At 67.7% G+C, this 14672-nt stretch carries 13 protein-coding genes; 11 read left to right on the top strand and 2 right to left on the bottom strand.

All coding sequences use genetic code 11. The annotated features are described in order from the left end of the window. Positions 1-6: 6 nt before the first annotated feature. Positions 7-1152 carry a thiolase family protein gene (locus V4U86_RS07615; protein ID WP_395310656.1) on the top strand — a complete coding sequence of 382 codons (1146 nt, stop codon included), beginning with the start codon at positions 7-9 and terminating at the stop codon, positions 1150-1152. A 70-nt stretch (positions 1153-1222) separates the two neighbouring features. Further along, positions 1223-2122 (top strand): enoyl-CoA hydratase, encoded by a 900-nt coding sequence (locus tag V4U86_RS07620; protein WP_395310657.1) that lies wholly within the window; start codon positions 1223-1225, stop codon positions 2120-2122. Positions 2123-2187: 65 nt separating this feature from the next. Here the strand turns inward: V4U86_RS07620 and V4U86_RS07625 are convergent, their stop codons facing one another. After that, the gene (locus V4U86_RS07625) at positions 2188-3852 is read right to left on the bottom strand and encodes an FAD-dependent oxidoreductase (protein WP_395310658.1); all 1665 of its coding nucleotides are present in this window, start codon (positions 3850-3852) and stop codon (positions 2188-2190) included. Between the two features lie 17 nt (positions 3853-3869). Next, the gene (locus V4U86_RS07630) at positions 3870-4604 is read right to left on the bottom strand and encodes an IclR family transcriptional regulator (RefSeq protein WP_395310659.1); all 735 of its coding nucleotides are present in this window, start codon (positions 4602-4604) and stop codon (positions 3870-3872) included. Between the two features lie 110 nt (positions 4605-4714). Here V4U86_RS07630 and V4U86_RS07635 point away from each other — a divergent pair, with 110 nt between their 5' ends. The 9 genes from V4U86_RS07635 to V4U86_RS07675 are packed head-to-tail and all read left to right on the top strand — an operon-like array spanning position 4715 to position 14660. Continuing rightward, positions 4715-5590: an alpha/beta fold hydrolase gene (locus V4U86_RS07635; protein WP_395310660.1), complete on the top strand. Its 876-nt coding sequence runs from the start codon at positions 4715-4717 to the stop codon at positions 5588-5590. Continuing rightward, entirely contained in the window at positions 5587-7272 is a 1686-nt protein-coding gene (locus tag V4U86_RS07640; protein WP_395310661.1) for a bifunctional 3-(3-hydroxy-phenyl)propionate/3-hydroxycinnamic acid hydroxylase, read from the top strand. Before V4U86_RS07635 ends, V4U86_RS07640 begins: the two co-directional genes overlap by 4 nt. Further along, entirely contained in the window at positions 7220-8149 is a 930-nt protein-coding gene (locus V4U86_RS07645; protein ID WP_395310662.1) for a 3-carboxyethylcatechol 2,3-dioxygenase, read from the top strand. Before V4U86_RS07640 ends, V4U86_RS07645 begins: the two co-directional genes overlap by 53 nt. Further along, positions 8146-9873, top strand: coding sequence for an FAD-binding protein (locus V4U86_RS07650; protein ID WP_395310663.1), 1728 nt, complete (start codon positions 8146-8148; stop codon positions 9871-9873). Before V4U86_RS07645 ends, V4U86_RS07650 begins: the two co-directional genes overlap by 4 nt. Then, entirely contained in the window at positions 9870-11180 is a 1311-nt protein-coding gene (locus V4U86_RS07655) for an LLM class flavin-dependent oxidoreductase (RefSeq protein ID WP_395310664.1), read from the top strand. The genes V4U86_RS07650 and V4U86_RS07655 overlap by 4 nt, the downstream gene beginning before the upstream one ends. Positions 11181-11210: 30 nt before the next feature. Next, positions 11211-12047, top strand: coding sequence for a coniferyl-alcohol dehydrogenase (locus V4U86_RS07660; RefSeq protein WP_395310665.1), 837 nt, complete (start codon positions 11211-11213; stop codon positions 12045-12047). A gap of 8 nt (positions 12048-12055) precedes the next feature. Next, positions 12056-13042, top strand: coding sequence for a cyclase family protein (locus V4U86_RS07665; protein WP_395310666.1), 987 nt, complete (start codon positions 12056-12058; stop codon positions 13040-13042). Further along, entirely contained in the window at positions 13039-13863 is an 825-nt protein-coding gene (locus V4U86_RS07670) for an alpha/beta fold hydrolase (protein WP_395310667.1), read from the top strand. The genes V4U86_RS07665 and V4U86_RS07670 overlap by 4 nt, the downstream gene beginning before the upstream one ends. Continuing rightward, entirely contained in the window at positions 13860-14660 is an 801-nt protein-coding gene (locus V4U86_RS07675) for an SDR family NAD(P)-dependent oxidoreductase (RefSeq protein WP_395310668.1), read from the top strand. Before V4U86_RS07670 ends, V4U86_RS07675 begins: the two co-directional genes overlap by 4 nt. Positions 14661-14672: the final 12 nt, after the last annotated feature.

Raw genomic sequence — 14672 nt, forward strand, 5'->3', positions numbered from 1 at the left:
ATACACATGAGCAATGACGTAGCCATCATCGGCGTCGGTATCCACCCGTTCGGCCGCTTCGACAAGACCGCGATGGAGATGGGCGCCGAGGCGATCCAGGGTGCGCTCCAGGACGCCGGCGTGGAGTGGAAGGACATCCAGTTCGGCTTCGGCGGCAGCTACGAGGTGTCCAACCCCGACGCCGTGACCCGGCTGGTCGGGCTGACCGGCATCACCTTCACCAACGTGTTCAACGCGTGTGCCACCTCGGCCAGTGCCATCCAGCAGACTGCGGACACCATCCGGTTGGGCAAGTACGACATCGGCATCGCGGTGGGGCTGGACAAGCACCCGCGCGGCGCGTTCACCGACGATCCGGCCAAACTCGCGCTGCCGCAGTGGTATGCCAACAACGGTCAGTTCGTCACCACCAAGTTCTTCGGGATCAAGGCCAACCACTACATCCACAAGCACGGTATCTCCGAGGAGACGCTGGCGCGGGTGGCCAACAAGAACTTCCGCAACGGTGAGTTGAACCCGAATGCGTTCCGGCGCAAGGAGATCTCCGTCGAGGAGATCATGGCCTCGCCGGTGCTGAACTACCCGCTGCGGCAGTACATGTTCTGCGCGCCCGACGAGGGGGCCGCGGCGGTGATCATGTGCCGCGCGGACATCGCGCACAAGTACACCGACAAGCCGGTCTACGTGCGCGCCAGCGAGATTCGCACCCGCACCTTCGGCGCCTACGAGGTGCACGCCACCTCCGCACCGCTGGACGAGGATCCCTCACCGACGGTGTTCGCCGCCAAGGCGGCCTATGAGGCCGCCGGTATCGGACCCGAGGACGTCGACATCGCGCAGTTGCAGGACACCGACGCCGGCGCCGAGGTCATCCACATGGCCGAGACCGGGCTGTGCGCCGACGGCGATCAGGAGAAGATGCTGATCGACGGTGCCACCGAGATCAACGGCAGGATCCCGGTCAACACCGACGGCGGTCTGATCGCCAACGGCGAGCCCATCGGTGCGTCCGGTCTGCGCCAGATGCACGAACTGGTCCGGCAGTTGCGTGGCGAAGCGGGGGAGCGTCAGGTTCCCGGCAACCCGCGGGTCGGGTTGGCTCAGGTGTACGGCGCGCCCGGCACCGCATCGGCGACCATCCTCTCGCTCTGACGTCGCCGGCGGGCCCTCGTCCGCGGGGGCCCATCGGTAACGCCATTCTCATAGGAATAGAGTCCGATTCATGGCTGACGACTATCGCTTCGTGACGTACGAAACCCTGGATGAGGGCACCATCGCCCGCATCATGCTGAACCGGCCGGAGGCCCGGAACGCGCAGAACCGCGGCATGCTGGTCGAGTTGCACGAGGCCTTCCTGCGTGCCGAGGCCGACGACACCGTGCGTGTGGTGATTCTCGGCGGCAACGGCCCGATGTTCTCCGCCGGGCACGACGTCGGCTCGAAGGTGCAGCGCGCGGAATACACCCCTGGGCCGGACCAGCATCCGAGTTTCACGGTCAACGGCGGGACCCGCAAGGGTGCGGAGAGCCTGATGCTGCAGGAGTGGCATCACTACTTCGAGAACACCCGGCGCTGGCGCAATCTGCGCAAGATCACGGTGGCCTCGGTGCACGGCGACGTGTACGCGGCCGCGCTGATGCTGATGTGGTCCTGCGACCTGATCGTCGCGGCCGACAACACCCGGTTCACCGATGTCGTCGGCACCCGGCTGGGCATGTGCGGTGTCGAATACTTCGCACATCCATGGGAATTCGGTGCCCGCAAGACCAAGGAGCTGATGCTCACCGGCGACACGCTGTCGGTGGAGGAGGCACATCAGCTGGGCATGGTGTCGAAGATCTTCCCGAGTGACGAATTGGCCGACAAGACACTGGAGTTCGCCCGCCGTATCGCCCAGGTGCCGACCATGGCGGCGTTGCTGATCAAGGAATCGGTCAACCAGACCCAGGACAACCAGGGCTTCTACAACTCACTGAACGCCTGCTTCACACTGCACGAGCTGAACCACAGTCACTGGGCGCAGGTGCACGAGAACGGATTCCCGGTCGGCTTGGCCGAGGACGGGCTGATCGACTGGCGCACCGCCGAGCCGCCCAAGCCCGCCGTCAAGGACCAGCCCTAGATCTTTTTCACGATTTGTGGAGTCTCACCCGTGCTGGGTGGGACTCCACAAATCGCTCGGGGAGGTCAGGGGATGGGGGCGGATTCGCCGGTGGCGGCTGCGTACCCGCTGCGGTAACCGAACGTCATCGCCGGCCCGAGCGTGCCGCCCGCGCCGCCGTAGGCCTTCCCGGTCACCCCGGCCATTGCATTGCCTGCGGCGAACAGCCCGGGGATGACCTTTCCGCTGACGTGCAGCACCCGGCCGTCGCGATCGGTGCGTGGGCCGCCCTTGGTGCCCATCGCGCCGACGGCCACCGGCACCGCGTAGAACGGTGCGGTGTCCAGCGGGCCGAGGGTCTGCAGCGCCGGGGTCGGCGCCGATGTGTCACCCCAGTACCCGTCGTATGCGCTTGCGCCCCGGCCGAAGTCGGGATCGATCTCGTCGGCCACATTGGCGTTCCAGGCTTCGACCGTGCGGCGCAGTCCCTCGGCGGCGACGCCGATCTTGGCGCTCAATGCGTCCAGGCTCGCCGATTCGTTGAACCAGTCCGGTGCCGGTGCGTCCGGTTCCACGCCCAGGAAGCCGTAGCGCTTGAGGTGGCCGGCGTCGAAGACGATCCAGGCCGGGTCGTTGAGGTATCCGGCCCGCGGATCGAGGTGGTGGAACGGCCCGGCCATCGAGTTGTATTCGCCGGCCTCGTTGAGGAATCGCCGTCCGGCACGGTTGACGATGATGCTGCGCGGACGGGTGCGCTCCAGTCGCACGCTGCGACTGCGCGGGTGCCCGCCCAGGGTGTCGCCGGGAATCCGAACGATCGGCACCCACCACGCTTCGCCCATGTTCGCCAGGTCGGCGCCGTGCGCCATGGCCATCCGCAGACCGTCCCCGGTGTTGTTGGGCGGGGACACCGCACCGCGCATCGGACCGCGCAGGTAGGCCTCGACCAGTCGGGCGTCCCATTCGAAGCCGCCCGTGCCCAGGATGACACCGCGCCGGGCCCGGACGCGGATGTCCTTGCCGTGCTGCTGGATCCGTACGCCGGTGATGCCGTCGGCGGAACCGAACAGCTCCACCGCGCGGGCCTCGGTGGCCGGGGTGACGCCGCGGTCCAGCAGTCCCTTGAGCAGTCCGGCGATGAGGGCGGCCCCGGCCACGCAGTAGTCACCCTCGAGGTCGTCGGCGGCGGCGTGGATGCGGGCGCGGGTCTCGGCATCGATACCGACATTGCTGAAGTCCACCGGGAAGGCGGTGATGCGGCCGGCCCAGTCGCCGAGCTTGGCCAGGTCGAACGGGGCGGCTGCCAGCGACCGTCCACCCCCGGGCCGTCCGCCGGGCAGCTCGGGCTTGTAATCCGGGAAGCCCTCGGCGATCTCGAACCGTAGATCGCTGTGCTGTTCCAGATAATCCAGCATCGCCGGGCCGGTACGCACGAACGTCTCGACGAGTTCGCGGTCCATGGCCCCCAGCGACTGTGCTTCCAGGTAGGCCAGCGCATCCTCGACGGACAACTCGGTGCCGGCGAGCCGGCCGTGTGCGGGGATCCAGGTGATGCCACCCGACACCGCGGTGGTGCCGCCGACGGTGGGGGCCTTCTCGAAGATCGCGACCCGGGCACCGTTGGTCGCGGCGGTCAGCGCGGCGGACAGTCCGGCGCCGCCGCTACCCAGGACGACCACGTCGTACTCCTGGTCCCACGGGATCGTTTCTGATTCGGACTTCTGTGAATCGGACGTTTGTGAATCGGGCACTGCCACAGTCCTTCCGGTCAGCTCAGGATGTCGGAGAGTTGTTTGGCCGCTCGCACCACCGCGTCGCGTCCGTTGAGGACGACGTCTTCCCGGTGGGAGATCAGATTGATGCAGGTCGGCGGGGACGGCGGGCGGCGGCGGACCGGAACGGCCAGACCGTAGGTGTCCGGTTCGATCTCACCGTGGGTGATGACCCAGCCCTGCTCGCGGGCCTGCCGTACGAGTTCGCGCTCGCCGGGGCGCGGCGGCATGCTGGCCAGCAGTGCCGCGCCCGCCGCTCCGCGCTCCAGCGGGTGGCGGCTGCCCTCGTGGAAGGACAGTTGGTAGAAGACCAAGGTCGGCACGATGACGGCGATGGCGACCTGTTGATCGCCCTCGGCGACCAGTAGCGACACCGTGGTGCCCAGGTCGTCGGCCAGTAATCGCAGTGTCGGGACGGCCAGTTGGCGCACGTTGTTGTCGAAGGACGCGCCGAGGACGGCCAGGGCCGCGGCTGGCCGGTACTTGCCGTCGGTGCCCTTGGTCACGAAACGGGCTTGGGCCAAGGTGCTCAGCAGTCGGTAGGCGATGGTCCGGTGCACACCGACGAAGTCCGCGACCTCGGCGGCCGTGACACCCGAGGGTGCGCTGGCCACCGCCTGTAACGCGGAAAGCCCCCGGGCGAGCGTCTGTGAGCCGGCCGCGGGACGGCCGGTGGTCGCGGCCGCAGATTCGGGCCCTGAGCTTGGGCCTAGTCCCTTGACAGACGTCATTGCGAGAGTGATGCTCTATAGATAGTGCACATTAGTGTTCGATATTAGCACATAAGATTGCCCGATAGCGAGAATGGCATTTCCGCACAGGCGGAAGCGGGAGGAGTGGCATGGCGGCGGCGCCGGTTCATGAAAGCGTGTGGAGTGATCTGCAGGGCGTGCCCTTCTCCCAGGGTTACCTCGACGCGGGCGGGGTGCGGACCCGGTACCTGCACGCAGGCGACGCCGGTAAGCCGGCTCTGGTGCTGCTGCACGGATCCGGCGGCCATGCCGAGGCGTACGTGCGCAATCTTGAGGCCCACGCCGAACACTTCTCCACCTGGTCGATCGACATGCTCGGCCACGGCTACACCGACAAGCCGGGTCACCCGCTGGAGGTGTCGCACTACGTCGATCACCTGCTGGCCGTGTTCGACACCATCGGCGCGCAGAAGGTGTACCTGTCCGGGGAATCGCTGGGCGGGTGGGTCGCCTCCCGCGCGGCCGCCGAACACCCGGACCGCATCGAGCGGCTGGTGCTCAACACCGCCGGCGGGTCGCAGGCCGACCCCGAGGTGATGAAACGCATCATCACACTGTCGATGGCCGCCGCCGAGAACCCGGACTGGGACACCGTGCAGGCGCGGATCAAGTGGCTGATGGCCGACAAGTCCAAGGGTTATGACGACATCGTCGCCAGCCGCCAGAAGGTGTACCAACAACCGGGTTTCGTCGCTGCGATGAGCGACATCATGGCGCTGCAGGACCCGGAGATCCGGGCCCGCAACCTGATCACGCCCGCCGACTACGGCGCCATCACGGCACCCACCCTGGTGTTGTGGACCAGCGATGACCCGACTGCCGACGTCAGCGAGGGGCGACGCATCTCGGAGATGATCCCGGGTGCGCGCTTCGAGGTGATGGAAGGCTGCGGGCATTGGCCGCAGTATGAGGACCCCAAGACGTTCAACCGCCTGCACATCGACTTCCTGCTGGGTAAGTCATGAGTCAGCAGGTCGATGTCCTGATTGTCGGCGCCGGCCCGGTCGGGCTCACCCTGGCCAACATCCTTGGCCTCCAAGGAGTCCGGACGCTGGTCGTGGAGGACCGCGACACGCTGATCGACTATCCGCGCGGGGTCGGACTCGACGACGAATCGCTGCGCACCTTCCAGTCCATCGGGCTGGTCGAGGCGATCCTGCCGCACACCGTGCCCAACCAGATCCTGCGGTTCTTCGACGGCAAACGTCGGCTGCTCGCCGAGATGGCGCCTCCCGACGCCCGATTCGGCTGGCCGAAGCGCAACGGGTTCGTCCAACCGCTCGTCGACGCCGAACTGCTGCGTGGACTCGACCGGTTCGACCATGTCGACGTGCGCTGGGGCACCCGGATGGAGAACTGCGTCCAGGACGCCGACGGCGTCACCGCGGACGTGGTGACCGGCGGTGAGTTGTCCAGCCTGCGCGCCCAGTACCTGGTGGGTTGCGACGGCGGCCGCAGCGCCACCCGCCACCTGATGGGGGTGTCCTTCGAAGGCACCACGTCGGCGACGCGCTGGCTGGTCGTCGACCTCGCCTCCGATCCGCTCGGCCACCCCAACAGCGAGGTGGGCGCCGACCCGCGCCGCCCGTACGCATCCATCTCGATCGCGCACGGAGTCCGGCGCTTCGAGTTCATGATCCACGCCGACGAGACCGACGAGCAGGTGGAGCAGCCGGAGTTCATCGCGCGCATGCTCGCCCCGTTCGTACCGCACCCGGACCAGGTGGACATCATCCGGCACCGGGTATACACCCACCACTCCCGGATCGCAGGCTCGTTCCGCAAGGGCCGCATGCTGCTCGGTGGCGATGCCGCGCACCTCATGCCGGTATGGCAGGGCCAGGGCTACAACAGCGGTATCCGGGACGCGGCCAACCTGGGCTGGAAGCTCGCCGCGGTGGTCAAGGGCGAGGCCACCGACGGACTGCTGGACAGCTATGACGCCGAACGCCGCAAGCACGCCCGGGCGATGATCGACCTGTCCACCCTGGTGGGCCGGGTCATCTCACCCACCAATCCGCGGGTCGCCACCTTGCGCGACAAGGTGATCCGGGGAGCGTCGGTGGTGCCGACGCTGAAGCGATACGTGCTGGAGATGCGGTTCAAACCGATGCCGCGCTATGACACCGGTGCCGTCGTGCACGACGGTGAACCGGCGGCCGGCTCGCCGACCGGAACGCTGTTCATCCAACCGAATGTGGACACCCGCACCGCGCAGAACGTCCTGCTCGACGACGTGCTGGGCACCGGTTTCGCGGTACTGGCCTGGAACAACAACCCGCGCGCCCTGCTCGGTGACGACATCGCGGCCAGGTGGAAAGCACTGGGCGCCAAGCTGATCGAAGTGCGGCCGAACACCCAGCTGAACTGGACCGGGCACGACGATCCGGACGTCACCGTGGTGGGTGACCGGACCGGCGCGCTGAAGAAGTTCTTCGACGCGCACAGCGAATCGGTGCTGTTCCTCCGCCCGGACCGGTGTATCGCGGCGTCCTGCATCGCCCAGCTGTCCGATGAGACGAGCACCAAACTGTTCGACGCCCTCTACCTGACGGCGGGAGGTGAAACCCATGTCCCCAGTCGCCCTCTGCTGCATGTCGCACAGCCCCCTGCTGAATCTGCCCGGACCGTCGGCGGAGCTTCTTGACGACATCAGAACCCAACTGGTGCAGACCCGGGCATTCGTGCAGGAGTTCGATCCCGAACTGGTGGTGGTGTTCTCCCCGGACCACTACAACGGATTCTTCTACCGGCTGATGCCACCGTTCTGCATCGGCACCGCCGCCACCGGTGTCGGCGACTACGGCACCCTGTCGGGTCCACTGGGCGTGGACGCCCAGCTCGCGACCGACATCGCCACCGCGGCCTGGGACGACGGGGTGGACGTATCGCTGTCGGCGGCCATGGACGTCGACCACGGCACGGTCCAACCGCTGGAGATCCTCTTCGGAGACGGGCAATCCGGGCTCAACGCGCCCCCGATCGTGCCGGTGTTCATCAACTCCGTGGCCACCCCGCTGGGGCCGCTGAAACGGACCCGGGCGCTCGGCAGCGCCATCGGGAAGCATCTTGGCACCCTGGGAAAACGGGTCCTGCTGCTCGGCTCGGGTGGGTTGTCGCATGATCCGCCGGTCCCGACGCTGGCGACCGCGCCGCCGGCCGCGCTGGAACGGATCGTCGGGGGTAAGCCGATGACCCCGGAGGCGCGCGCGGCCCGCCAGGAGGCGGTGATCGCCGCCGCGCACGATTTCGCGCACGGCGAGAGCCCGCTGCAGCCATTGAACCCGGATTGGGATCACGCATTCCTCGACCTGCTCGACGACGGCCGCATCGCCGAGGTGGACGGCTGGACCAACGAGTGGATCGCCGGTGCGGCCGGCAACTCCGCGCACGAAATACGGACCTGGGTAGCCGCGTTCGCGGCGCTGTCGGCCCAGGGCAGCTATCGGACCGAGCAGCGCTACTACCGCGCTGCTCCAGATTTGATCGCGGGCTTCGCGATCCGGACGGCGGTGCTTACATGAGTGAAGGTGGCGGGCAGTACGACCACACCGTCGACGTCCTGGTGATCGGGTCCGGTGGCGGCGGCATGACCGCGGCGCTGAAGGCCAAGGCCGCCGGGCTGTCCACCCTGATCGTGGAGAAGTCGGCCAAGTTCGGTGGGTCCACCGCCCTGCCCGGCGGCGGCATCTGGGTTCCCGGGGCGCCGTCACAGCGCCGGGCCGGTTACACCCCGGACCCCGACGGCGTGTTCGAGTACCTGAAGACCATCACCGGCGGGCTGGTCAGTGACGCCCGGCTGCGCACCTACGTCGACGCCGCACCGGAGATGATGGATTTCCTGGAGCGCTCCAGCGACTGGTTCGAATTCGTCTGGAAACCGGGTTATGCCGACTATTACCCCGAACTGCCCGGCGGGTCCGAGCGCGGCAGCACCATCAACGTGCCCGAGATCGACCTGCGCAAGCTCGGCGAGGAGGAGCAGAATCTGCTCGCCCCGCTCGCGCTGGCCCCGAAGGGAATATGGTTCGCCCCGAAGGACCTTCGGCTGTTCTATCAGGTCCGGCAGAACTGGCGCGGCAAAGCCGTGCTGGTCAAGCTGATCTGGCGGATGTTCCGGGCCCGGGTGTTCGGAGATCGGATGGCCGCCATCGGCCAGTCGCTGATGGCCCGGATGCGGCTGGCCCTCTCCGAGCACGACATCCCATTGTGGCTGTCAGCCCCGATGACCGAACTGATCACCGACGTCGACGGGACCGTGGTCGGCGCCGTGGTCGAACGGGACGGCAAGCCGATCCGTATCGCCGCCCGCGGCGGTGTGGTGCTGGCCACCGGCGGCTTCGACCACGACATGGAGTGGCGTCGCCGGTACCTCCCGCTGCTGGAGAAGGACTGGAGCTTCGGCAATCCGGCCGCTACCGGCGACGGGATCCGCGCCGGTGAGAAGGTCGGTGCCGCCACCGATCTGCTCGACGAGGCATGGTGGTTCCCGGCGATGTGCTGGCCCGACGGCCGGCTGCAGTTCATGCTGAACGAACGCATGATGCCCGCGCAGTTCGTGGTCAACGGCGCGGGTAGACGCTTCATCAACGAAGCGGCGCCCTACATGGACTTCGCGCACGCCATGATCGAGGGCCAGCAGTCCGGCACACAGCACATCCCGTGCTGGCTGGTCACCGACATCGCGTCGTTTCACCGCTATGTCGTCGGCGGTCATCTGCCGATCCCCAAGGTGCCGTTCGCCCCGGTGCCCACCGGCCGCAAGATCCCGCAGGCCTGGCTGGACTCCGGGATCGTCAAGACCGCCGGCAGCTTCGAGGAACTGGCCACCGAGATCGGAGTCCCGCCGGCCGAATTGCGCAGTACCGCCGAGCGGTTCAACCAGCTGGCCCGCCACGGTCACGACGACGACTTCAACCGCGGGGACAGCGCATACGACAACTACTACGGCGACCCCACCCTGGAGAACCCGAATCTGGCTCCGCTGGGCAAGCCGCCGTATCTGGCATTCCAGATCATCCTCGGTGACCTCGGCACGTCCGGCGGGTTGCTGACCGACGAACACGCCAGAGTCCTGCGCGAGGACGGCAGCGTCATCACCGGTCTCTATGCCACCGGTAACACCTCGGCGGCGGTGATGGGACGCAGCTATGCCGGCGCCGGCGCCACCATCGGACCTGCCATGACGTTTGGCTACGTTGCGGCACAACACATATCTGAGAACTCCAATAGAGAGGTAACCGCATGAAGATCTCGCTGTTCTACGAATTCCCGCTGCCGCGCCCGTGGTCCGAGGACGATGAGCACCAGCTGTTCCAGCACGGTCTGGACGAGGTCGAGGCGGCGGACAAGGCGGGGTTCTCCACGGTCTGGCTCACCGAGCACCACTTCCTGGAGGAGTACTGCCACTCCACCGCGCCGGAGATGTTCCTGGCCGCGGCCAGCCAGCGCACCAAGGACATCCGGCTGGGTTTCGGTGTGATGCACCTGCCGCCGCCGATCAACCATCCGGCGCGCATCGCCGAGCGGGTGGCCACCCTGGACCACCTGTCCAACGGGCGGGTGGAGTTCGGTACCGGTGAGGGCTCCTCGGTGGCCGAACTGGGCGGCTTCGATATCGACCCGGCGGACAAGCGCACCATGTGGGAGGAGGCCCTCGAGGTGTCCATCCGCTGTATGACCGAGGCGCCGTTCACCGGGTTCAAGGGCGAGCACGTCGAGATGCCGGCCCGCAACGTCATCCCCAAGCCGCTGCAGTCGCCGCACCCGCCGGTGTGGGTGGCCTGCACCCGCCCGTCGTCGGTGCAGATGGCCGCCCAGAAGGCCATCGGCGCACTGAGTTTCGCCTACACCGGTCCGGAGGCGCTCAAGGACCGGGTGGACGGCTACTACAAGGAATTCGAGGAGGCCGGTGCACCTGTCACGCCGGCCATCAACCCGAACATCCTCGCCATCGGCGGCGACCTGTCGATGATGGTGGCCAAGACCGACGAGGAGGCTCTCAAGCGGCTGGGCACCGGGGGCGGCTTCTTCTCGTTCGGCATCATGCACTACTACCTGACCGGTATGCACACTCCGGGGCGCACCGGCGTGTGGGACCTCTACCAGGAGGCGGTCAAGGAGGATCCCACCCTGGCCTACGGCCCGGGGCGCGGCGCCATCGGCTCTCCGGAGACGGTGCGCGAGTTCCTGCGCGGCTACGAGGCCAGCGGCGTCGACGAGATCATTCTGCTGCTGAACCCGCGCAGTCACGAGGGCACCATGGAGTCCATCGAGATCATGGGCAAGGAGATCCTGCCCGAGTTCATCGAGCGGGATGCCAAGGCGGTGGCGGCCAAGGCCACCCGGCTGGCACCGGTGATCGAGAAGGTCGAGGCCCGCCGCCGTCCCTCGGACGCTCCGCTGTTCGACGAGACGTACTCGTTCGGCGGTCTGCCCACCGGCCGCGGCGGCAAGTTCACCGCGGGGGAGATCCCGGAGGCGATGGCCGAGATCAACGAGGGCCGCGTCAAGGCCGCCCAGCTGGAGAAGGACCAGCGCGAGGCGAAGGGCTGACGTGACCGACGCGCACGGGGCGAATCGTCGATGACGTCTGATCGCTGGCGGTATGACGGCCGCCGGGTGGTGGTGACGGGGTGCGCGTCCGGGATCGGCGCGCACCTCGCCGACCAGCTGGCCGAACTCGGCGCCCACGTCACCGGGCTCGACCTGCGTCGGCCCGACCGGCCTCCCGCCGCGTTCATCGAGGTGGACTTCTCCGATGCCGCGTCGATCGATGCGGCCGTCGGCGCGATCGAGGACCCGGTGGACGCGCTGTTCAATGTGGCCGGGGTGTCCTCGGGAATCGGCAACCCTCTGCTGGTGGTGACGATCAACTTCCTCGGCATGCGGCATTTCACCGAGGCCCTGGTGGGCCGGATGAAACCCGGTTCGGCCATCGCCAACGTGTCGTCGTTGGCCGCGTCGAACTACCTCGCCAACACTGCCGTGTCCGCGGGTCTGCTCGCGACCGGCTCGATGGCCGAAGGCATTTCGTGGTGTGAGGCGCACCCGGACGCACTGGCCGACGGCGGATACCGGCTGTCCAAGGAGGCCGTCATCCTCTACGGCATGAAGCGCGCGCTGGACCTCGGCGAGCGGGGCATTCGGATCAACTGCACCGGGCCGGGCGTCACCGAGACACCGATCCTGGACCAGTTGAAGTCGGCCTACGGGCAGAACTATCTCGACGCGTTCCCGACCCTGCTGGGCCACGTGTGCGGACCCGACGAGCAAGCCTCGGTGCTGGCGTTCCTGAACAGTCCGGCGGCCAGTTACATATCCGGACAGGTGATTTGGGTCGATGGCGGCAGTGTCGCCGGTAAGATCGCCGCGACACTGCCGTCGGAGACGGCGCAGACGGCACTGGAGGTACCCGAATAGTGGCCAGCATGACAGATTTCCGTCGCGTCGCCGACGACGTCCGCAACTGGGGGCGCTGGGGCGACGACGACGAACTCGGCACCCTGAACTTCATCACCGCGGACAAGGTGGCCGAGGCGGCGGCGACCGTGAAGAAGGGCGCCGTCATCTCCCTGGGTGGTGACTTCGGCTCGAACGGGCCGCAGGGTGCCTTCAAGTTCCGGCAGAACCCGGTGCACGTGATGACCGTGGACGGCGGTGATGCCGAGACCCTGGTGAAGTATGCGCCGGACTGGGCGCGCAACTCCGTGGCGCAGGACCTCAGCGCGTTCTTCGTGGACAACCCCTTCCGGTTCAACGACGACATGATCACCATGCCGCTGCAGGCCGCCACCCAGTGGGATGCGCTGTCGCACGTCTACTACGAAGACAAGCTGTACAACGGATTTCCGGCCGATTCGGTGACCAGCTTCGGGGCCTACCATTGCGGTATCGACAAGGTCGACGCCAAGGGCATCACCTCCCGCGGTGTGCTGCTCGACGTGGTGGCACACCGCGGCGCCGAGGTGTACTGCGAACCCGGCAACCCGATCACGCCGGCCGAACTCGACGACATCGTGGCCAAGCAGGGCATAGAGATTCGCCGCGGCGATGTGGTGGTGGTGCACACCGGTTGGTGGACGCGGTTCCTGACCACCGGTGACGGCCAGGAGCCCGGGTCGGGTCTGGACTGGACGTGCGCGTCCTGGCTGCACGACCACGAGGTGGCGGCCGTGGCCGCCGACAACCTGATGGTGGAGGACCCCGATCCCGCCAACGGGGTGGAGGGCACGTTCCTGCCGATGCACATGCTGTGCCTACGCGATATGGGTCTGATGCTGGGCGAGTACTGGGATCTGGGCGCGCTGGCCGCCGACTGCGCGGCGGACGGGGTGTACGAGTTCCAGCTGATCGCACCACCGCTGAAGGTGGTGGGGGCCGTCGGGGCCCCGGTGAGCCCGATTGCGATCAAATGAGCTTTGACCGCAAGACCGTCACAGTCGACGGCTTGACCACCAGCTATCTGGAGGCGGGCACCGGCGATCCCGTCGTGCTGCTGCACGGTGGTGAGTTCGGCGGGTGCGCCGAGATCGCCTGGGAGAACACCATCTCCACGCTCGCCGAGCACTACCGGGTGCTCGCGCCGGACATGCTGGGGTTCGGGGAGTCGGCCAAGGTCGTCGACTTCACCGACGGGCGCGGCATGCGGATCCGGCACATCGCCCGGTTCTGTGAGGTGCTCGGTGTGGCCGCGGCGCACTTCGTGGGCAACTCGATGGGCGCGATCAACCTGCTGGTCGACACCACCTCCGAGCGACCGGTGCTGCCGGTGCGCTCCCTCGTGGCCATCTGCGGGGGCGGGGACATCCAACGCAACGAACATGTCGGCGCCCTGTACGACTACGACGCCACCTTCGACGCGATGCGCGCGATAGTCGCGGCCCTGTTCGCCGATCCGGCCTATCCGGCCGATGACGCGTACGTGCAGCGGCGCTACGAATCCAGCATCGCGCCGGGGGCCTGGGAGTCGTTGGCGGCCGCGCGGTTCCGTCGGCCCGGCCTGGACGCCCCGCCGACACCGTCGAGTGTGCGGGCCTACGAGCGGATCGCCGTGCCGGTGCTGGTGATCGAGGGCGGCGCCGACAAACTGCTGCCCCCGGGTTGGGCCGCGCAAATTGCGAGCCAGATCCGCGGGGCCACTTCGGCCGTGGTGCCGGGAGCCGGGCACTGCCCGCACATCGAGGCACCCGAGGCCGTCAACGAACTGCTGCTGGACTTTCTGAAAGGCGTGTCATGAGCGAACTGGCAGGCAAGGTCGCCGTCATCACCGGCGGGGCCTCCGGTCTCGGCGCGGGCCTGGTGCGCCGGTTCGTCGCCGAGGGTGCCCAGGTGGTCTTCGGTGACGTCGACGCCGAGGGTGGGAAGGCGCTGGCCACCGAACTCGGTTCGGCGGCACGGTTTCTGGTCAGCGACGTCACGGACCTGAGCCAGGTGGCCGCGCTCATCGACACCGCCGTCACCGACTTCGGCGGTCTGCATGTCATGGTGAACAACGCCGGGGTGTCGGGCACCATGCACCGCCGGTTCCTCGACGACGATCTGGCCGACTTCGACTCCGTGCTGCGTGTCAACCTGCGTGCGGTGATGGCCGGTACCCGCGACGCCGCCCGGCACATGGCCGAGCACGGCGGCGGTTCGATCATCAACCTGACCTCCATCGGCGGCATCCAGGCCGGTGGGGGAGTGCAGACCTACCGGGCGTCCAAGGCCGCCGTCATCCAGTTCACCAAGTCGGTGGCAATCGAGTTGGCGCACCACGAGATCCGGGTCAACGCGATCGCTCCGGGCAACATCCGCACCGCGATCGTGCGCAAGAGTGCGGCCGGGGAGGACCGGGAACGCCTCGAGGAGTTCGAGGCGAAGATCCGTGCCCAGATGCGCAACGACCGGCCGCTCAAGCGGGAGGGCACCGTCGACGACGTCGCCGAGGCCGCGCTGTACTTCGCCACCGACAAGTCCCGCTACGTCACCGGGACGATCCTGCCCATCGATGGCGGCACGGTGGCCGGCAAGGTGATCGTCCGCAAGTCCTGAGCGGCCGCCGAG

This window comes from Mycobacterium sp. AMU20-3851 (assembly GCF_043974665.1).
In the GTDB taxonomy this organism is placed as follows: domain Bacteria; phylum Actinomycetota; class Actinomycetes; order Mycobacteriales; family Mycobacteriaceae; genus Mycobacterium.